Source organism: Microbacterium resistens (assembly GCF_021172025.1).
Classification (GTDB): domain Bacteria; phylum Actinomycetota; class Actinomycetes; order Actinomycetales; family Microbacteriaceae; genus Microbacterium; species Microbacterium resistens.
This window is the reverse complement of sequence record NZ_CP082781.1, coordinates 2,374,174-2,395,249: the sequence shown is the minus strand read 5'-3', so window position 1 is coordinate 2,395,249 and position 21,076 is coordinate 2,374,174. Positions and strand designations below refer to the sequence as shown.

Genomic DNA, 21,076 nt, shown 5'->3' with positions numbered 1-21,076 from the left:
CATCGGCATCCCTTAAGGCGGCGGTTAGGATGTCCTCCGGGTCCTCGCGTCCTCCGCCATCCTCGGCGGAGCGATCGCGCGGTCTCGCCATGCCGACCGGAGATCAGCAGAGCGCAGGGGGATTGCGTCGTGAAGTCGTTGCGATGGGGCCGTGCACGCCCGAAGACGATCGCGTCGATCGCGGGCGTCACCGTGGCCGCCGTCGCGGTCACCGGCATGGCGCTCGCGTACGAGGGAAACCCCACCGCCGAGGTCGATCTGCACGACGGCGGCGTCTGGATCACGAAGAGCTCCAGCATGCTCGTGGGCCACTTCAACAACGAGTCCCGCGTGCTCGACGGCGGTCTGCGCGCGGCCGGCGACCAGTACGACGTGCTGCAGGACGGCGGGACGGTCCTCGTCTCGGACACGAGCGCCTCGACGCTGACCGCCGTGGACCCGGCGCGCGTCGCGATGAACGACTCCGTCCCGGTCCCCGGCGGCGCGAAGATCGCGCTCGGCGGGACGACCGTGGCGATCCTGGAGCCCAAGGAGGGCAAGCTCTGGGCGGTGCAGGCCGGCGGCCTCGGCGCCTTCAAGGCGGCGGGCAGCGATCCGGTCGCGACCCTCGGCAAGGGCGCCGACGTGGCCGTGGGGCAGGACGGCACCGTGTACGGCGTGTCCGCCGAGGACGGCACGGTCGTGACCGTGGCCATGAGCCCGCAGGGCGAGGCGGAGAAGCCGTCCTCCACTCCGATCGAGCTCCCGAAGGACGCCGAGCCGCGCATCACCGTGGTCGGCACCCGTCCCGTGGTGCTGGACGCCGCGTCCGGCGCGCTGCGCGGCCCGGGGATCGAGGCGGAGATCGAGGACGCCGACGGCGCCGTGCTGCAGTGGCCGTCCGCGGACGCGCCGGGCGTCACGATCGCGACCCCGAAGAGTCTCGTGACGGTGCCCTTCGACGGCGCGGAGCCGGTGGTCCGGGAGGCCGGCGGCGAAGGGGCGCCGGCGGTTCCCGCGGTGGTGAAGGGCTGCGCCTACGGTGCGTGGGCCGGCTCCGCCCGGTTCGTCCGCGACTGCGCAGGAGGTGACGCCGATCTCGAGGCGGCCATCGAGGGCGCCGAGGGCAGCACCTCCCTCACGTTCCGCGTGAACCGCGACGTCGTCGTGCTCAACGACATCATCGGCGGCGCGGCCTGGCTCGCCGCCGACAGCCTGCAGCGCGTCGACAACTGGGAGGTCATCACTCCGCCCGAGGGCGAGTCGGAGGACAACCAGGAGACCTCGGAGGAGACGGTCGAGACGACGCTCCCCGAGCGCAGCGAGCAGAACACCCCGCCGATCGCGACGGACGACGAGTTCGGCGTGCGCCCGGGCCGGACCACGCTCCTGCCGGTGCTCGACAATGACACCGACGCGGACGGGGACGTCCTCGTCGCCGCCCTGGAGGGGGATCAGCCGGGCCTGGGCCGCGTGGAGCCGATCAACAACGGCGGCGCCCTCCAGATCGCCGTCCCCGAGGACGCCACGGGCGGCGGGTCCTTCCGCTACGGCATCGACGACGGGCGCGGGGGCACGGCGCAGGCGAACGTCCAGCTCTCCGTGCACGACTGGAGTGTCAACGCCGCCCCCACTCCGAAGCGGACCACGTCCCTGGCGGTCGAGACGGGCGGCACGGTCTCGTACAACGTCCTGCCGGACTGGATCGACCCGGACGGCGACGACGTCTACCTCAAGGCGGTGACCGCGGCCGAGGGCGACGAGGTGGACTTCACCACGGACGGGCAGATCACCTACCGCGCGGTGGCGAGCCTGCAGGGGCGCAAGGACATCGAGATCGTCGTCGCGGACGGGCAGAACGAGTCGGCCGTGGGCGTGCTCCGCCTGGACGTCCGGCCCGCGGGCTCCACCATGCCCAAGACGAACGCGGACCACGTCGTCACGCGTGCGGGGGAGTCCGTCACGGTGGCCCCGCTGACCAACGACACCAGCTCCGGCCGGGAGGCGCTGCGCCTCGCCCGGATCGACGAGGTCCCCGGCGCGACGATCACACCGGACTTCCCGAACAAGACGTTCACGTTCCAGGCGGACGCCCCCGGGGTGTACTACGCGCAGTACCTCGTCAGCGCGGGCCCGAACGCGGTGCCGGGCCTGGTCCGCGTCGACGTGCTGGACAAGTCCCAGGAGGATCTGCCGCCCGTGGCGGTCCGCGACGTGGCGCTGCTGCCGACCGGCGGTGACGTGCTCGTGGGCGTGCTGAACAACGACACCGAGCCGTCCGGCGGGATCCTCGTGGTGCAGTCCGTCACCGTGCCCCCGCAGAGCGGCATCAGCGTGTCCGTGCTGAACCACGAGACGCTGCGGATCACCGACCAGGGGGCCCTCGAGGACCAGGTGCGGATCAGCTACCGCATCTCCAACGGCTCGAAGACGGCCGAGGGCGACGTGATCGTCATCCCCATCCCGGCCCCGGAGAAGCTCCTGCCCCCGGTCGCGAACGACGACCAGGTGGTCGTCCGCGCCGGTGACGTCGTCAACATCCCCGTGCTGGACAACGACACGCACCCGAACGGGGACGCGCTGCACCTCGCGCCGGACCTCGTGGAGCCCTTCGTCGACCCCGCGGACGGCGAGGCGTTCGTCTCCCAGGACCTGCTCCGCTTCCGGGCCGGGCCCGAGGCGAAGACCGTCTACGCCACCTACGAGGCGATCGACACGACGGGGCAGAAGGACGCCGGGTACGTGACCATCCAGATCCTGCCCCTGGACGCGGAGGAGAACACGGCCCCGCGCCCGAAGGACATCACGGTCCGTGCGCTGAGCGGCTCCAGCGTCCGCGTCGCGGTGCCGCTGGACGGGCTGGACGCCGACGGCGACTCGGTGGAGCTGTTGGGCCTCGCGTCGGCGCCGAAGAAGGGCGAGGTCTCCGAGGTCGGGACCAACTACCTCGTCTACGAGGCGTTCGCGGACTCCGCGGGCGCGGACACGTTCACCTACCGCGTCCGGGACCGGCTCGGCAAGGAGGGCACGGCGTCGATCCGCGTGGGGATCGCCCCGGGGACCGACACGAACCAGGCGCCGTACGCCGTCAAGGACTCGATCGTCACCCGGCCGGGGCGCACGGTCGCGGTGCCGGTGCTGGCCAACGACTCCGACCCCGAGGGCGACCCGATCGGCCTCGTGACGGACGGCGTCGAGGTGCCCGACGTGGCGGGGCTGTCCGCCGAGGTCTCCGGCGACCGCCTGCTCGTCACCGCGCCCGACTCCCCGATGGAGACGTCGGTGCAGTACACGATCGCGGACGAGCGCGGTGCGACGGCCACGGCGCCGCTGCAGATCACCGTGGCCGAGGACGTGCCGCTCGTCGCGCCCATCGCCCGCGACGACCGCGTGCTCGTGGAGGACGTCACCGACGACCTGACCGTCGACGTCGCGGTCCTCGACAACGACGAGGACCCGGACGGCGTCGTGGACGACCTCGAGCTCGAGGTCGAGGACGGAGGGGTCATCCGGGGCGACCGGTCCATCCGGGTCACCGTGGGCGAGGAGCGCCAGCTCATCCGCTACACCGTGACCGATCTCGACGACCAGCAGGCCTCGGCGTTCATCTTCGTCCCGGCCCGCGACGAGCTGCGCCCGACGCTGACCTCGACGAAGCCCGTCGAGGTCAAGAGCGGGGAGCGCGTCGACCTGCCGCTGTCGGAGTACGTCACGGTCGCCGGCGGCGGGACCGCGCGGATCACCGAGGCGGCCAAGGTGAGCGCGGTGAACTCCGACGGCTCGTCGCTCATCAAGGACGAGACGACCCTGACGTACGCGTCCAAGAACCGCTATTTCGGCAGGGACGCGCTGACCTTCGAGGTCACCGACGGCACCGGGCCGGACGACCCGGAGGGACGCAAGGCGACGCTGACGATCCCGATCTCGGTCCTCCCGCCCGACAACCAGCCGCCGACGTTCACCAACGGCGAGGCCACCGTCGCCCCCGGCGAGCAGCCGGTGACGGTGGACCTGGCCGCCCTCACCGAGGACCCCGACCCGGACGACATGAAGGGCATGGCGTACACCCTGGTCGGTCAGCCCCGCGGCGGCATCACCGCGCGCGTCGAGGGCTCCACGCTGTCCGTGGAGGCCGGCTCCAGCGTGCCGAAGGGCACGACGGGGACCGTCCGCATCCGGGTCGACGACGGCACGACCGACCCGATCGAGGGCTCGATCTCGGTCACGGTCTCGGCCTCGACCCGGCCGTTGCCGGTGGCGAACGAGGACACCGTGCCCCAGGCGGACCAGGGCAAGGAGATCTCGATCCCGGTCCTCGCGAACGACGTCAACCCGTTCCCGGAGACACCGCTGGTGATCACCGCGGCGAACGCCGAGACGGGCAGCGGCACCGTGCGGCGAGACGGCGACAACATCGTCGTCCAGCCGGCAGCGACCTACGTGGGGCCGCTGATCGTGCGCTACCGGATCCAGGACGCCACGAAGGACCCAGACCGCGAGGTCGACGGGCGCATCGTGATCACCGTGCAGGGCGTGCCCGACGCCCCGAGCACCCCGCGCGTCACGAGCGTGCAGGACCGCACCGCCGTGCTGTCCTGGTCCCCGCCGGCGAACAACGGTGCCGAGATCACCGGCTACACGGTCACCTCGCTCGCCGGGAACTACACCAAGGCGTGCGGCTCGACGACGTGCACGCTGGACGGGCTGACCAACAACGTCGAGTACACGTTCCAGGTCGTCGCCACGAACCGCGTGGGCGACAGCGAGCCCTCGCGCCCGTCCGAGGTGGCGCGTCCGGACGCGCGGCCGGACACGCCGAACCCGCCCGCGCTGAAGTTCGGCGACAAGTCCCTCGGCATCTCGTGGGCGACGCCGTCCACCCCGGGCTCGCCGGTCTCGTCCTACACGCTGGAGATCTCTCCCGCGCCGCCGAACGGCGTCGCGACGAAGACGGGGATCACGGGCAACTCCTACACGTGGGAGGGCCTGGAGAACGGCGCTTCCTACCAGGTGCGCGTGCGGGCCCACAACCGCGCCCCCGAGCCGTCGAGTTGGAGCGCGTGGTCGGCGGACGAGATCCCCGCGGGCCCTCCGGGCGCGCCGGGCACCCCGACCGCGAAGAGCGCGCCCTCCGTCGGCGCCCAGGCGCAGATGACCGTGAGCTGGGAGGCGGCCTTCGCCAACGGCGACGCCGTCGACTCGTACGAGGTCCAGGTGGTCCGCGGCGGCACCGTCGTGCAGACCGTGCCGCGCGTCACCGGCCTCCAGCAGACGGTGACCGTTGACACCTCGACGACCGACTACACCTTCCGCGTCCGCGCGCACAACAAGGCGGGGTGGGGCGCGCTGTCCGGCGCCTCGAACCCGCAGCGCGCGTTCGGCACGCCGGGGCAGCCGACGATCACGGCGACGGCGGAGCGCGACGGGTACGTGGAGGTGCAGTACGCGCTGGAGAACACGAACGGGGCGAACCCAGGCGAGGTCCACTACGAGTACAGCCTGGGAAACGGGTGGAGCCGGGACTGGGACGGCACGCGCATCGCGGCCGCCAACAACGGCGAGTACTACGTGCAGGTGCGCGCGTACTCCGCCGTCGGCGGCCAGGAGTCGCAGCCCGGGGAGCCGTCCGCGGCGGCGGGGCCGCTCCGGCCGTTCGGCCCGGTGAAGGACCCCGGCGCCACGGCGACGAACCTCGGCACGTCGGTCCGGCTGACCTGGTCGGCACCGCCGGACAACGGCCGCACCATCCAGGTCATGCAGATCAGCATCGACGGGGGCGCATGGGAGAACGTGGGGCGCGACGGCTCCCGCGACGTCGGCAACGGGTACCAGCAGCGCCACACGATCGCGGTGAAGGCCATGGACACCGAGGGACAGTGGTCCAGGGAGATCTCGGCGTCCGCGGTCACGAACGATCCTCCGCCTCCGCCTCCGCCCGCCGAGGCCTGGCTGACCCGTCGGAAGGGGGACACCCCGAACTGCGGGAACTCCTCCTGCGGCCTCTACGTCGTGAACACGAAGAACTTCCCCGCGGGCAACTACCTGGTCACCTGCATGATCGACGGCGCGATGATGGGCGGCGGATACCGGCCGGACGTGGTGTACGTCCCGTCGGACGGCAAGGTCAACCTCACCTGCTACCAGGGGTTCCCCGAGTCCATGGCCTCGGTGAAGATCGACGGCTGGGGCGAGACCACTCCCGTCAAATGGAAGAACGTCCCATGGGCGTGATCCCGCCCGGCGACGCGCGGACGCCGCGCCTTCCTTCCCCCACGCCCACGCGCTTCACCACGCACACGAGAGGAATCCCCTCCTGATGACCATGACCCCCGAACAGGCCGCCTGGTTCCAGGGCACGTTCCAGCGCCTCGTCGACAACGTCGACCGCGCGCTCCAGGGCAAGCGCGACGTGGTGAGCCTCGTGCTGGCCTCGATGCTCGCCGAGGGCCACGTGCTGCTCGAGGACGCGCCGGGCACCGGCAAGACGAGCCTCGCCAAGGCGCTCGCCGCCACCGTGCAGGGAACGAGCACGCGCATCCAATTCACGCCGGACCTGCTGCCCTCCGACGTGACCGGCGTGACGATCTACGACCAGCAGTCGCACACCTTCACCTTCCACCGCGGGCCGGTGTTCGCCTCGATCGTGCTGGCGGACGAGATCAACCGCGCCTCGCCGAAGACGCAGTCGGCGCTGCTGGAGGTCATGGAGGAGTCCCGGGTGACCGTGGACGGCACGGCCCACGAGACGGGGCGCCCGTTCCTCGTGATCGCGACGCAGAACCCCATCGAGCAGGCGGGCACCTACAAGCTGCCCGAGGCGCAGCTGGACCGTTTCCTCATCAAGACCTCGATCGGCTACCCCGACCTCGACGTGACCGCGGCGATCCTCGCCGGCTCCGCCGACCGGAACCCGTCGGCGCACCTGACGCCGATCATCACGACGAACGCCGTCGCGGACATGGCCGACCTGGCCGCCTCCGTGCACGTCGAGCCGGCGGTGCTGCGCTACATCGCCGAGCTCGTCGAGGCCACACGCGCCGACGGGGCGATCCGGCTGGGCGTGTCCGTCCGAGGCGCGCTCGCGATGGCCCGGATCGCGAAGGTCTGGGCGGCGGCGCACGGGCGTCACTACGTCCTCCCCGACGACGTCAAGGCGCTCGCCCGCCCGGTCTGGATGCACCGGCTCCTGCTGGACGCGGAGGCGGAGTTCTCCGGCACCACGGCCGAGACCGTGATCGCGCGGGTCGTCGACGCGGTCCCCGCGCCGCAGGCCCGCACCGCGGCCTGACCGCCGGCCGTCCCCGAGTCCCCGAACGGAGCCCCGTGAGCATCGAGACCGCCGCCCCCGAACGCGAGGCGGGCTGGCGCGACGTCGCCGCCCTCGTCCTCGCGCGCGTCGGCGCGCGTCTGCGTGCCGTGACGGCGGTGTTCCGGCCGCTCGCCTGGGTGCTGGTCGGCCTCGCGCTGGGGCTCTGGATCCTCGGCCGCGTGCTCGGATGGTCGGAGCTCACCGTCGCCGCCGTGGTGATCGCTGCCGCTCTCGCGCTGTGCGCGCTGTTCCTCATCGGTCGGACGACGTACGACATCCGCCTGGACCTCGCCCGCACGCGTGTCGTGGTCGGGGAGCGCGCCTACGGCGGACTCCTGCTGTCCAATCCGGGGACGCGCGCGATCCTGCCGTCCCGCGTGGTGCTGCCCGTCGGCGCCGGTCGCGGCGAGTTCGGCATCAAGCGGCTCGCGCCCGGGGAGGAGGCCGAGGAGCTGTTCGCGATCCCGACCCAGCGCCGCGGCGTGGTGCAGGTCGGACCGGTCAGCATCGTCCGCGGCGATCCGCTGGGCCTGTTCGAGCGGGCGCATCGCCGCGACGAGCCGCGGGACCTGTACGTGCACCCGCGGACCATCCTCTTCGACGGCCAGTCCCTCGGCTTCCTCCGGGATCTCGACGGCCTCCCCGCCGCCGACCTCTCGCGCGACGACGTGTCGTTCCACGCGCTCAACGAGTACCAGCCCGGCGACGACCTCCGTCGCGTGCACTGGCGCTCGACGGCGCGCACGGGCACGTTGATGGTCCGCCAGTACGAGGAGACCCGGCGGTCGCACTTCGTCATCGGGCTGAGCCGGTCCGCCGGCGACTACGCCGACCCCGACGAGTTCGAGCTCGCCGTGTCGCTGGCCGGGTCGGTCGGGCTCCGCGCGATCCGCGACTCCCAGCACGTCGAATTGCGGGTGCAGGGGCGAGCCCTCCCCGCCGGCACCGGCAAGCAGCTGCTGGACTCCCTGGCCGGAGTCGAGTCGTCCCGCCCGCGCGAGGGCGGCATCGCGACGCTCGCCGGCGTCGTGGCGGCGAACATGCCGCTCGCCAGCGTCGTCGTGCTCGTGTGCGGCGGGCGCGTGGATCCGGAGGACCTGCGCGCGGCGTGCGCGCGGCTGCCGTACGGCTCGCGCGTGCTCGTCCTCGTGGCCGACGCGGGCGCCGCGCCGTCCCTGCGGCGGATCGCGGACGCGGACGTGGTGACCGTGGGGGCCCTCGAGGAGCTCCCGCTGGCGCTCGGGAAGGTGCTCTCGTGAGCGGCGCGGGAGCGACGACGCGTGCCGGAGCCCGGGGCGCGCGCGGACGCGGCGCGCTTCCGCCGACCCGCCGCCTGGTGCTCGACCTCGTCGCCGTCGGCCTGCTGCTCGGCGTCGGGATCGCCGGGTGGTGGCCCTCCTTCGGCGGCCCCGCGTTCCTCCCCGCGGCGATCGGCGGCGCCGTGCTCGGCCTCGCGATCGCGGTCGTCTGCGCGTGGCGCCGGTGGGGCGTCCTTCCGGCGGCAGGACTCACGGCGGCCGCCTACCTCGTCCTCGGCGGCCCCCTCGCCCTGCCGCAGACGATGATCGCCGGCGTCGTGCCGACGCTGCGGACGGTCCAGGAGCTCGTGGTCGGCGTGGTCACGGCCTGGAAGCGCCTGCTCACGACCGTCGCGCCGCTCTCCGGGGCCGACGGGCACCTGCTCGTGCCGTTCCTGCTCGCGCTCGTCGCGGCGGTGCTGGCCGGATCCCTGGCGCTGCGCCGCCGTCGTGCGGGCTGGGCGCTGATCCCCGCCGGCGCGCACCTCCTCCTGGTCCTCGCTCTCGGCACGCCGGAGCCGGCCGCCCCGGTGGTGCAGGGCGGGGTGTTCGCGATCACGGCGATCACCTGGCTCGCGCTGCGTCAGGCCCCCTCCGGGGAGGGCGCGGCCGTGCCGATCGCGTCGGCTGCGGACACCGACGAGCCGGGCCGAGGGGTCCTCGGCTCCGCACTCCGTCGTCGCCGCCTGATCGCGGGCGCGGCGGTGCTGGCACTGGCCGGCGGCGTCGGCGCGGCCACCGCGGCGGTCGCGGCGCCGACCGAGCCGCGACACGTGTTCCGCGACGTCGTCATCCCGCCGTTCGACGTGCACCAGTACCCGAGCCCGCTGCAGGGCTTCCGCGGCTACGTGAAGGACCATCGCGAGGACACGCTCTTCACCGTCGAGGGGCTGCCCGAAGGTGCGCGTGTGCGCCTGGGCACCATGGACCAGTACACCGGCGTCGTCTACGACGTCTCGGATCGGGGCATCGGCTCCTCGGGCGGGTTCACCCCGCTGCGCGGCAACATGTCCGCCGACGCCGAGGGGACGCCGGTGACCCTGCGGTTCTCGGTCCAGGACTACCGCGGGGTCTGGGTCCCGGACGCGGGCGCGGTGCGCGAGATCGCCTATGGCGGCACCCGCGGCGAGGAGCTTCGCCGCAGCACCTACTACAACGACGCCACCGGGACCGCCGTCACGACGGCTCGCCTCGGCGAGGGCGACTCCTACACCGTGGAGACGATCCTGCCGCGCGAGTTCTCCGACGAGGAGCTGGCGGATCAGGGGTTCGGCCACGTCGTGATGCCGAAGCAGAGCGGCGTCCCCGACGACGTCGCGACCCTCGCGTCGGAGGCGGTGGAGAACGCGAAGACGCCGATCGAGCAGGTCAGGGCGCTGGAGACCTACTTCCACGAGGGCGGCTTCTTCAGCCACGGCCTCGACGGCGAGGTGCTCTCGCGCGCCGGGCACACCGCGGAGCGGCTGAGCACTCTCCTCGCCGGGGACCAGATGATCGGCGACGACGAGCAGTACGCCGCGCTGATGGCGCTGTTCGCGCGCGAGCTCGGCATGCCGGCCCGCGTCGTCATGGGGTTCTACCCCGAGGAGGGCAAGGAGAGCGGCACGTTCGCCGCGACGGGCGACGACGTGCACGCGTGGGTCGAGGTGAACTTCGATCGTGCGGGATGGGTCGTGTTCGATCCGACGCCGCCGGAGGATCAGGTCCCGAACGAGCAGACCACCAAGCCGAAGGTGAACCCGAAGCCGCAGGTCCTGCAGCCGCCGCCCCCGCCCCAGGAGCCGGTGGACCTCCCGCCGACGCTTCCGGACCAGCGCGAGGGCGAGGACGGCAGCTCCGAGATCCTGGGCATCATCGGGATCATCCTGGCCGTCGCCGGCGGCGTCCTGCTGCTGCTTGCGATCCTGCTCGCGCCGTTCATCGTCATCGGGGCGTGGAAGGCCGCCCGTCGGCGCAAGCGGCGCACGGCGGAGGCGGCCGCCGACCGGATCAGCGGAGGCTGGGACGAGCTGGCCGATCGCGCGGTCGACTACGGAGCGCGGATCCCCGCCGGAGCGACCAGGGCGGAGGAGGCGGAGCACGTGGCGCAGTCGCTCACGCTGCCTGCGGCCACCGTCCTCGCCGACCGGGCCGATGCGAGCGTGTTCGGTCCGACGGACCCGACGCCCGAGGACATCGACGCGTTCTGGGGCGAGGTCGACGAGATCGTCGGCGGCATGGGGAGGCAGGCCGGCCTGCGGCGCAGACTCGCCGCCCGGCTGAGCCTGCGTTCGCTGCTGGGCGGCTCCCGGCTGTCGCGGGGCGTCGGCGCGCTGCGCGCCGCGGCGACCGAGCGCGTGCGCCGCAGACCTGGCACGATCGGGGGAGGCGCCGCCGCCCGACCCGGTGACGCCGCCCGCGATGACGGCGACAGCGAGAGCGAGACATCATGACGAACCCGGCCGCCCCGACCGGCGCCGCGACGGCGGTGCCGGTCGCCGCCCCGTCCCGCCGGGCGCTCGCGTACCTCGTCGACGCCGGGATCGGCGCCGTGATCGGCGGCGTCGGCTACGGGATCACGCTGGCATCCGTGCTCGGCGCGACCGACCTCACGGCTCTGCTGGCGACGATGAGCCTCGGGCTCGGCATCGTCGGTCTCGCGCTGCTGGCCTGGTTCCTCGTCTGCACCGCCCTGCAGGGCTCCTCCGGCGGGTCGGTCGGCATGCGCCTGCTGGGACTGCGGCTGGTGCGGGAGGAGGCGCCCGCGGAGCCTCTCGGCTTCGGGCGGGCGCTGGTGCGCAACCTCCTGTTCGCCGTGACGGCGGCGATCGTCGTCGGCTACTTCACGCCGCTGTTCGACGGCAGCGGGCGGTTCCAGGGGTGGCACGACCGGGCGGGACGGGCGCTCATGCTCGACGTCCGTTCGCTGCGATCCCCCGCCGTCGCCGCGGCGACACCGGCGGCGGGGGAGGCCGCGTCGGTCGTGCCCGCGGAAGCCCCGGGAACGGAGACCGTGGCGATCCCGGGCCTGCCGCCCGTGCCGCCGCGGCCGCCCCTGCCGGTTCCGGCGGAGGATCCGGAGTTCCCGGACGAGACGGTCGTCTCGGGTCCCGCCGTCGCCGAGTCCGCCGATCCTGTTCCTGCGACTCCCGTTCCTGCGGCTCCTGTTCCTGCGGCTCCTGACGATGCGGGCCGAGCCGCCGCGGCGGCCGCGCCGGCAGAGGCCGACGTCATGATCACGACGGTCCCCGGGATCAGCCCGGCCGTGGCCCCGCGCCCCGAGCCGCCGGTGACGGGACCGGAGGCGATCCCCGCCCCCGCGCCCGTCGTGCCGTCGATCCCGCCGACCGACGACGCGCCGTCCGACGAGGCGCCGCCCGCTCCCGCGCCGCAGATCCCCGGCGAGGAGGACGACCTGGAGGACACGCGGCTGAGCGTGCCCGGTCACCGGCTCGTCTTCGTGTGGGACGACGGCACCCGCTCGCTCGTCTCCGGCCGCACCGTGTTCGGCCGCAACCCCGCCGAGGACGACGGGGCGACGCTCGTCGCGGTGCGCGACGAGACGCTGTCGCTGTCGAAGACGCACTTCGAGGCGGCGGCGGAGGCCGTCGGCGGCTGGGTGCTCGACCGGCACTCGACCAACGGGCTGACGATCGTCCGCGACGGCGTACGCATCGCGTGCCCGCCCGGCGAGCGGGTCCGTATCCGGCTGGGGGATGCGATCCAGATCGGCGAGCGGATCGTCACCGTCGGAGGCTACGCATGATCGCGCCGGTCGTGGTCTCGGTGGGCGCGGCGACGCACACCGGACTGCGGCGACGGCTCAACGAGGACTCCTTCCTCGCACAGGCGCCGCTGTTCCTCGTCGCGGACGGGATGGGCGGGCACCAGGCGGGCGACGTCGCCAGCGCGGCGGTGATCGACGTCTTCCGTCCGCTGGCGGGCCGTGCGGTGCTGACGGTGGACGACGTGGGCTTCGCGGTCGCGCGGGCACGGAGCGCCGTCGAGGCGATCGCCGGGGACGGCGCCTCGCGCGCCGGGACGACGCTGAGCGGCGTGGCCATCACCGCCGTGGACGGCGTCGGCTACTGGCTGGCGGTCAACATCGGGGACTCGCGCACCTATCGTCTCGCGGAGGGTCGGCTGGAGCAGATCTCGGTGGACCATTCGGTCGTGCAGGAGCTGATCGACGCCGGCGAGCTGCTCTCCGACGACGCGCAGCGGGATCGACGGCGCAACATCATCACCCGCGCCCTCGGCGCCGGCAGCGACGGCGAGGCCGACTATTGGATGATCCCCGCCGAGGCCGGGGATCGGCTGCTCGTCTGCTCGGACGGCCTGAGCTCCGAGGTGCCCGACGCCCTGATCCACGACGTCCTGCGCCGCTCCGAGGACGCGCAGGCCGCGGCCGACCGGCTCATCGCCCTCGCGCTGGAGCGCGGCGGGCGCGACAACGTCACGGCGATCGTGATCGACGCCGTCCATGTCTCGGCGCGCGCCCTGGGCGCCGCCGACGACGAATCGGACATCGATTCCGACACGCGTCCGCGTGCCGGAGCGACGGGAGGAGTCCGCTGATGCCCATCACCGCTTACCACTCCGGGACCTGGTACCTGCTCGTCGGACCGCGCGCCGTCGTCGCGCTTCCCCCGGACGCGGACGCGGGCCTCGTCGCCGAGGTCTGGCGTCGCGCCTCGGGCGAGGAGGCCGCTTTCGCCGACATCGTGGACGCGCTCACCGCCGCCGGAGGCGGGTCCTTCGCCGCGATCCCGCCGTTCGGGGCCGTCGTCCTGGAGGGGACGGACGCGACGATCCGCATCGCGGTGCGGGGGCGGGTCTCGGTGCGCTTCGCCGACGCCGACGGCGAGCAGGAGGCGAGCGGCGCCGAGGTGACGACCTGGAGCGAACGGGTGGCCGGCGGCGTGCACGGGTTCGAGCTGCGCACCGCCGAGGAGCCCGGAGCGGAGGACGAGGCGCTGCCGATCGTCGCCGGTGTCGTGCGCGGCGCGCTGTTCCGCCACGGCGAGATCGCCCGACCCGACGACGCCGACGCCGCGGTGCCGGCCGACGGGTCGATCGACGCCCAGGACCCGGCTCCGCTCGACGAGCCGGAGCCGGAGCCGGAGCCGGAGCCGGAGCCGGAGCCGGAGCCGGAGCCGGAGCCGGAGCCGGAGCCGGAGCCGGAGTCCGGGCCGGAGGCCGAGCCGATGGCGGAGGGCCGTGCGTCGGGCGGAGCCTCGGCGGACGAGGAGGTCCCTGGGTCCGAGCCTTCTGCGACTGCGGCGTTCGAGCCGGCGGATGAGCCGGCGGATCCGGTGGACGAGCCCGCGGATCCGGCGGATGAGCCCGCGGACGAGCCCGTGGATCCGGCGGATGAGCCCGTGGATCCGGCGGATGACCCCGCGGACGAGCTCCCCGAGCCGGTCGCGGTTCCGGAGGACGAGCCCCGGGAACCGGTGGCCTCGGCGGACGGGCCGACCGACACGGCCCACGGCGGCTTCTCGAGCGTCGAGTCCGCACCGATCGACACGATCGCCGTCGCCGATCCCGAGACGGTCGCCGACCCGGAAGGGTCCTCGCCGCCCGCCGACCCGGAGCCGGCCGGAGACCACGACGGCGCGACCATCTCGGTGGCGCAGGCGCGGGAGCTGCGGGGCGCGGAGGCGCCCGTTCCGCCCGCCCCGGCGGTGCCGGCCCCGGTCGTGTCCGCCCCGGCCCCGGTCTTCTCGTTCAGCCCCGCGGTGCTGCCCGACCCGAGGACCGCGTCCCCGTCCTCGCCGGTGGCCCCGTCGGACGCGGCGACGGAGGCCATCCCGACCTCCGCGACCGGGCCCCGCCTGGTCCTCTCGACCGGCCAGATCGTGACGCTGGACCGCCCCGCTGTGATCGGGCGACGGCCGCGCTCGCCGCGGGCGACCGGGGCGACCCTGCCCCACCTGATCGCCGTCGAGAGCCCTCAGCACGACATCTCCCGCAGCCACCTGGAGGTGCGTCCCGAGCCCGACGCGGTGGTGGTGGTCGATCTGCACGCCACCAACGGCTCGACGCTGCTTCGGCCCGGCGTCGAGCCGGTGCGGCTGCATCCCGGGGAGCCGACGGTGGTCGTCAGCGGCGACGTGATCGACCTCGGAGACGGAGTGACGGTCCGCTTCGAGGATCTTCCGTGAGCAGACCGCCCTCGCCGCCGCCGCGGCTCGCGGGGTTCACGTACGTCGAGCCGCTCGGGACGGGCGGGTTCGCGGACGTGTTCCTGTACGAGCAGGAGCTGCCGCGGCGCCGCGTCGCGGTGAAGGTGCTGCTCGCTGACCGGCTGGCCAGCGGCGCGGCGCAGGAGTTCTCCGACGAGGCCAACGTCATGGCGATGCTCTCCACGCACCCCGCCATCGTCACCATCCACCAGGCCGGCGTCGCCGAGGACGGGCGTCCGTACCTCGTCATGGAGTACTGCCCGCGGCCGAATCTGCAGCAGCGCGCGCGCAAGGAGCCCTTCACGGTCGCCGAGGCGCTGCGCGTCGGCGTGCAGGTGGCCGGGGCGGTGGAGACCGCCCACCGTGCCGGGGTGCTGCACCGGGACATCAAGCCGGCCAACATCCTCGTGACCGAGTACAACCGTCCCGCGCTGACGGACTTCGGGATCGCGTCCACGACGGGGGCCGTCTCCGAGGCCTCGGGCATGTCGATCCCGTGGTCGCCGCCGGAGTCGTTCGCGGACCCGCCCACGAGCGGGGTGCGCTCCGACGTGTACGCCCTCGGCGCGACCGTGTACACGCTGCTGACCGGGCGCTCGCCGTTCGAGAAGACGGGCGAGCGCAACCGGGGCGCGGACCTGATCGCGCGGATCGAGCGCGAGCCCCTGCCCCCGCTCGGCCGTCCGGATGCGCCGGAGAGCCTGCGCGGCGTGCTCGAGCGCGCCATGGCGAAGGACCCGGCGCAGCGCTACCCGAGCGCCGTCTCGTTCGCGCGCGCCCTGCAGAAAGTGCAGATCGAGCTCGCGCACTCGGTGACGCCCATCGACATCGTGGACGAGCACCCGGTCGACGACGAGCCCGAGAACGACGACGACGGCCTCACCCGGGTCCGGCAGGTCGTCACGATCGCGCAGGACGGCCCGGGAGGCACCGGAGCGACCCGGCCCTCGGCGAAGACGCGTCCCGTCACCGCGGAGCCGTCCGCCGCCCCCGGTCCGCGCTTCGACCCCGGCGGGGTCCCGGTCGCCGACGACACCGTGATCCGCACGCCCCGGCCGGTGCCCGAGGACGACGCCACCGTCGTCAGCCCGCCGCGCGTGGTGGCGCCGGAGGGGACCGCTGCGTCGTCCGCGCCGTCCGCCGTCGTCGCGGAGCCCGCGCCGACGTCGCCGGACGAGAGGCCCCGCGGACGCCGCGCGCTGTGGATCGTGCTCGCTGTCGTCGCCGTGATCGCGCTCGCGGCCGGAGCGGTGGTGGCCGTGAACCTGCTCAACGCCGCGCCGCCCGTGCCGTCGCCGAGCGAGAGCGCGGACGTCGTGCCGCAGGACGTCATCAGCGGAGCGGTCCCCCGGGTGGCGGACCTGTCCGCGACCGTCGCGGGCGATCAGGCGACGTTCACCTGGACCAACCGCGCACCGGAGGAGGGGGACGGCTATGTGTGGAACATCGTCACGCTGTCGGGGGAGGAGGAGCTGTCGATGACGACGGAGACCACGGTCGCCGTGCCGTTCTCCGGCACGCAGACCTGCATCGACGTGATGCTGCGGCGCGCCGACGGGCGCACCTCCGAGGCGGTACGGGGGTGCACCCCGTGAGCGGGGAGCGCCGGTCCTCCCCGGCCGACGAGACTCCGGCCGACGCGCTCCCGGACCAGGCGGCGCGGATCGCCGACCTGATGAGCCAGGCTCCCGACCCCGAGGACGCCGCCCGCCGGATCCGCGTCGCCGACCTGATGATCGGGGACGGCGAGGCGGCAGGGGCGGAACCGAGCGATCCGGCGGACGCGGGCGACTCCTCGGCGGTGGATGACGCGGAGCCCGCCGCGAGCGAGGGGGCGCAGGAGCCGGCTCCCGCGCCGACCGGCACGGTCACGGTCGAGTTCGCGGGGGAGTACTTCCCGGTGGCCGAGGGCGGCCGGTTCGTGGTCGGGCGGGAGGGCGAGCTCGCGATCGACGACAACCTGTTCCTGCACCGTCACTTCCTGGAGATCGCGCAGGAGAACGGACTGTGGTGGCTGGCCAACATCGGCTCGCGCCTCACCGCCACAGTGACGGACGTGTCCGGGGGCGTCCAGGCGTGGCTGGCTCCGGGCGCACGCCTGCCGCTCGTGTTCCAGATCACGACGGTGGTGTTCTCGGCGGGCCCGACCACCTACGAGTTCACGATCCACGCGACCAACCCGACGTTCCACGCGACCCGTCGCGATCTGGCCGGCGACGGGGTGTCGACCATCGGCGAGGTGCCGCTCACGGAGAGCCAGAAGCTGCTGCTCGTCGCGCTCGCCGAGCCGCTGCTGCGTCGCGACGGCACCGGGATGAGCGCGATCCCGACCAGCGCGGCCGCGGCCGAGCGCCTGGGATGGACCGTCACGCGGTTCAACCGCAAGCTCGACAACGTGTGCGACAAGTTCGACCGGATCGGCGTCCCCGGGATGCGCGGAGGCGCGCGCTCGTTCGCGACCAACCGCCGCGCCCGTCTCGTGGAGCACGTGATCTCGTCACGTCTCGTGACGAAGGAGGACCTGGCGCTGCTGGACGCGCCTCAGGGCGAGGACAACGGCGCCGACTGACGCCCGCCGCCGACGGACTCCCGCCGGATCAGCGTCCCGCGTCAGCGAGGTGCCGTGCGTGGTGGCTGAGCACCTTGACCATCACTCCGCGCCGACGCAGCTCCGCCACCGTCCGCGACTCCTCGTCGATGTCCCGGCCGAGCGCGTGGATGTTGGCCACGACCAGCACGTCGCCGGGGCCGAGGGTGTCGATCAGGCGGGCGATGCGGTCGCCCCAGCTCTCCAGGATGTCCGGCGCCGGGTGGCGGAAGCCCTCGATGGGAACGCCGAAGCGGGTCAGGTCCTCGCGCTGCTGCACCACGGAGGGCATCCCCTCACGGGCCACCACGAGGCCGACGAGCCGCGAGCCGTCCGGCCGCGCGGACCACCAGTCGCGGTTCTGCTGCAGCTCGGTGAAGCACTTGGGGCACTCCGCCGCCGCATGGGGCAGGTGCAGGGGGCTCGTCAGCGCATCCTCGCCGGGCCCTGCCGTCGAGACCTGATCCTGCTGCGCGCCGTTCATCCGTGCACCTCCGTCCACCATCATTCTGCCCTGTCGAGGACCGTTCCGCCCATTCTCTCCCCGCCCACGGACATCCTGCCCGGACCGGTCAGCAGGCTCCGGGAGCCCGGAGCGCCTCGTTCTCGGCGATCGCCCCGTCCACGTCGAAGCGGGCGGTCAGCCCGGCGTCGTCGACGGCCACGGCGGTGAGCGTGAACGCCCGGGGCAGCGCGGCGGCCAGGCACACCGAGCGCGGCGAGAGCATGGGCTCGGCGTAGTCGCCGAAGCGGTCGCGCACCAGGTCGGCCGACATGTCCGCGCCCCCGACCGAGAACGCCTGCGGGCTCAGCAGCAGCTCCCCGGAGCCGACGGAGGGCGACAGGTCGACGTCGACGTCCACGCCGGAGTCGAAGAGCCCGGGATCCAGCGAGACCCGCACGCCCGGCGGCGTCAGCTCCAGGCCCACCGTGGGGAGTCCGGAGCTGGTGGCCAGCAGCTGCCGCGCCGCATCCGGCGAGAGCGAGACCTCTGCGCGGGCATCCCCCATCGTGGTCTCGCCGCGGACGGCGACGTTCTCCGCATGCATGGTGAGGTCGCCGCGGACGCCCCCGACCGGAACGTCGGCGACGGCGATGTCGAGGGCGGAGAGCGCGCCGGCGAGGTATTGGGGAAGGACTGGCGTCGGGACCTCGACGTCGACCGGATGGTCGTCCGGGAGGCCGAGCGCCGCCCGCGCCTCCTGCTGCGCGGTGCGGACGACCTCTCCCTCCGCCCAGCTCTCGCCGAAGAACCAGCCGCCGGCGGCCAGGCCCGCGAGCAGGAGGAGCGAGGCGGCGGCGATGACGGGACCCCGGCGACGCCGTCGACGCGGGACGGGGACCGGCGCACCGGCCCCGGGATCGGAGACGGGAGTCTGCTCCGGCGCGAACAGCGCGCCCCCGCCTTCCACGACGTACTGCTGCGAGCGGGTCGGCGGCGAGGTCTGCGCCGGGGCCTGAACCGGGATCTCCAGCGTCGGCGTCTCGTCCTCGCGGCGCGGCGCGGGCGCGTCCGAGCGGGCGGCGTCGTCGATCGCCGGGCGGCCGTCGGCGCGCATCTCGATGGGCGCGGTGGGCGCGTCCTGCCCCTCGGCGCCGTGCGCCTCGGGGATGCGCGGCTCGTGCGGGGCCATCATCGTCCTCCTCGTCGCGCTGCGCGAGGGGCGGCAGGGAGGGCATCCGGCGTCATGGCCGGATCAGTCTAAGTCTCCCGCCTGAACGCCGTCCGTGTCCGCTCCGGCCTGGGCGTGCGCCTCTCCGGGGCGGGGCGCCCGGCGGTCAGAGCAGGCCGAGCGCCCGCACCGCCTCGCGCTCGTCGGCGAGCTCCGCGACGGAGGCGTCGACGCGCGATCGTGCCCACTCGTCGAGCTCGATCCCCTCGACGACGCGCCATTCGCCGTCCACGGCGTGCACCGGGAACGAGCTGACCAGTCCCTCGGGGACGCCGTACTCGCCCCGGGAGACGACCCCGGCGCTGGTCACGTCCGCGTCGGTCGTCCCGGTCCCCAGCGCCCAGCTGCGGACGTGGTCGATCGTCGCGCTCGCGGCGGAGGCGACGGAAGACGATCCGCGCACCTCGATGATCTCGGCGCCGCGCCGGGCGACGCGGGGGATGAACGTCGACTCCAGCCAGGCGCGCACGTCGCCCACCCGCTCGGCCAGGGCCTGCGTGACCGGGCGCCCGCCGACGGTGGCGCGGGAGACGTCCGGGAACTGCGTGGCGGAGTGGTTGCCCCAGATCGGCACATGCCGGACGTCGGCGACCGGCGCGTCGAGGGTCGCGGCGAGCTGCGCGCGCGCCCGGTTCTCGTCGAGGCGGGTCAGCGCGCTGAACCGCTCGGCGGGCACCCCGTCGGCGTGGGCGGCGGCGATGAGCGCGTTGGTGTTCGCGGGGTTGCCGACCACGGTGACGCGGACGCCGGCGGCGGCGTTCGCGGCGATCGCCGTTCCCTGCGGGCCGAAGATCCCGCCGTTCGCGGCGAGCAGGTCCGCGCGCTCCATCCCGGGGCCGCGAGGGCGGGCGCCGACGAGCAGCGCGTGGTCGGCGCCCGCGAAGCCGACCGCCGGGTCGTCGGTGACCTCCACGTCGTCCAGCAGCGGGAACGCGCCGTCCTGGAGCTCCAGCGCCGCCCCCTCCGCGGCGCCGAGGCCCGCGGGGATCTCCAGGAGGCGCAGGCGCACGTGCTCGTCCGGGCCGAGCATGTCGCCGGCCGCGATGCGGAACAGCAGGGCGTAGCCGATCTGTCCGCCGGCACCGGTGATCGTGATCGTCGTCGTCATGACTCGAGCCTACGACCGCGGGACGACGACCGATCCGCGGAGTACCCTCGTGCCATGACGTTCAATCCCGATGCGGACATCAGCGGCAACACGACGCGACGACGCGGGCGCACCGCTGCGATCGCGGGCGGCGGCGTGGTCGGCGTCGGCGCGCTCGCCGTGATGCTGATCAGCATGTTCACCGGGGTGGATCTCAGCGGGCTGCTGGGCGGCGGGGCCGGGGCGCCGGCGGGCGGGACGGCTCCGTCGTCCTCCGAGGGGGCGCTGCTGGACGAGTGCAACACCGGGCAGGACGCGAACACGAACGACGACTGCCGCATGGCGGGGGCGCAGGTCGTGCTGGACGACTACTGGACGGCGAAGCTCGACGGCTACCGGCCGCCGCAGATGACCGTCGTGGACGGCCAGACCGCGACGCAGTGCGGCACCGCGTCGAACGCGGTGGGGCCGTTCTACTGCCCGCCCGAGGAGGGCGTCTACCTGGACCCCACCTTCTTCCAGCTGATGCGTCAGCAGTTCGGGGCCTCGGCCGGCGAGCTGGCTCAGCTCTACATCGTGGGCCACGAGTGGGGACACCACATCCAGAACATCACGGGCGTCATGTCCGAGCACCCGAACAACGGCACCGGTCCGTACAGCAACGGCGTGCGGATCGAGCTGCAGGCGGACTGCTACGCGGGCGCCTGGCTGGGCGCGATCACGCAGCAGACGGACGAGAACGGAGTGCCGTTCCTGGAGAAGCCCACGGACGCCCAGATCAACGACGCGCTGAATGCGGCGTTCACCGTGGGCGACGACCACATCCAGGAGCAGTCGGGCTTCTCCAACCCGGAGAGCTGGACGCATGGATCCAGCGCGCAGCGCCAGGGATGGTTCGCCCAGGGCTACAAGAACGCCGCCGGCGACGTCTTCGCGGTCTGCGACACCTTCGCGGTCCCCGACGCGAACCTCTAGT

At 73.7% G+C, this 21,076-nt stretch carries 13 protein-coding genes; 10 read left to right on the top strand and 3 right to left on the bottom strand.

Going from position 1 to position 21,076, the window contains the following annotated elements; genetic code table 11:
- The first annotated feature begins 129 nt into the window (after positions 1–129).
- From K8F61_RS11380 to K8F61_RS11340, 9 genes are all read left to right on the top strand, one after another.
- Positions 130–6,210: an Ig-like domain-containing protein gene (locus tag K8F61_RS11380; RefSeq protein WP_231819193.1), complete on the top strand. Its 6,081-nt coding sequence runs from the start codon at positions 130–132 to the stop codon at positions 6,208–6,210.
- A gap of 85 nt (positions 6,211–6,295) precedes the next feature.
- Positions 6,296–7,267 carry an AAA family ATPase gene (locus K8F61_RS11375; protein WP_067249895.1) on the top strand — a complete coding sequence of 324 codons (972 nt, stop codon included), beginning with the start codon at positions 6,296–6,298 and terminating at the stop codon, positions 7,265–7,267.
- A gap of 35 nt (positions 7,268–7,302) precedes the next feature.
- Complete coding sequence (locus K8F61_RS11370) at positions 7,303–8,547, top strand: DUF58 domain-containing protein (RefSeq protein WP_219085347.1); 1,245 nt, start codon at positions 7,303–7,305, stop codon at positions 8,545–8,547.
- Entirely contained in the window at positions 8,544–11,018 is a 2,475-nt protein-coding gene (locus K8F61_RS11365; protein WP_231819192.1) for a transglutaminase-like domain-containing protein, read from the top strand. Before K8F61_RS11370 ends, K8F61_RS11365 begins: the two co-directional genes overlap by 4 nt.
- Positions 11,015–12,331 carry an RDD family protein gene (locus K8F61_RS11360; RefSeq protein WP_231819191.1) on the top strand — a complete coding sequence of 439 codons (1,317 nt, stop codon included), beginning with the start codon at positions 11,015–11,017 and terminating at the stop codon, positions 12,329–12,331. The genes K8F61_RS11365 and K8F61_RS11360 overlap by 4 nt, the downstream gene beginning before the upstream one ends.
- Positions 12,328–13,143, top strand: a complete 816-nt coding sequence (locus K8F61_RS11355; protein ID WP_067249870.1) for a PP2C family protein-serine/threonine phosphatase — start codon at positions 12,328–12,330, stop codon at positions 13,141–13,143. The genes K8F61_RS11360 and K8F61_RS11355 overlap by 4 nt, the downstream gene beginning before the upstream one ends.
- Complete coding sequence (locus tag K8F61_RS11350) at positions 13,143–14,732, top strand: FHA domain-containing protein (protein ID WP_231819190.1); 1,590 nt, start codon at positions 13,143–13,145, stop codon at positions 14,730–14,732. The genes K8F61_RS11355 and K8F61_RS11350 overlap by 1 nt, the downstream gene beginning before the upstream one ends.
- The gene (locus tag K8F61_RS11345; RefSeq protein ID WP_231819189.1) at positions 14,729–16,348 is read left to right on the top strand and encodes a serine/threonine-protein kinase; all 1,620 of its coding nucleotides are present in this window, start codon (positions 14,729–14,731) and stop codon (positions 16,346–16,348) included. The genes K8F61_RS11350 and K8F61_RS11345 overlap by 4 nt, the downstream gene beginning before the upstream one ends.
- A gap of 137 nt (positions 16,349–16,485) precedes the next feature.
- Entirely contained in the window at positions 16,486–17,322 is an 837-nt protein-coding gene (locus K8F61_RS11340) for a hypothetical protein (RefSeq protein ID WP_418888089.1), read from the top strand.
- Positions 17,323–17,350: 28 nt separating this feature from the next.
- Here K8F61_RS11340 and K8F61_RS11335 read toward each other — a convergent pair whose 3' ends face one another.
- The 3 genes from K8F61_RS11335 to K8F61_RS11325 form a co-directional block, all read right to left on the bottom strand.
- Positions 17,351–17,824, bottom strand: coding sequence for a recombinase family protein (locus tag K8F61_RS11335; RefSeq protein ID WP_067249889.1), 474 nt, complete (start codon positions 17,822–17,824; stop codon positions 17,351–17,353).
- A gap of 88 nt (positions 17,825–17,912) precedes the next feature.
- Complete coding sequence (locus K8F61_RS11330) at positions 17,913–18,977, bottom strand: LmeA family phospholipid-binding protein (protein WP_231819188.1); 1,065 nt, start codon at positions 18,975–18,977, stop codon at positions 17,913–17,915.
- A 142-nt stretch (positions 18,978–19,119) separates the two neighbouring features.
- Positions 19,120–20,121: a malate dehydrogenase gene (locus K8F61_RS11325; RefSeq protein ID WP_231819187.1), complete on the bottom strand. Its 1,002-nt coding sequence runs from the start codon at positions 20,119–20,121 to the stop codon at positions 19,120–19,122.
- Positions 20,122–20,175: 54 nt separating this feature from the next.
- Between K8F61_RS11325 and ypfJ the strand changes: the two genes are divergently transcribed.
- A complete protein-coding gene (gene ypfJ / locus K8F61_RS11320) occupies positions 20,176–21,075 on the top strand; it encodes a KPN_02809 family neutral zinc metallopeptidase (RefSeq protein WP_067249883.1) in 900 nt (299 codons plus the stop codon).
- The last annotated feature ends 1 nt before the right edge of the window (position 21,076 follow it).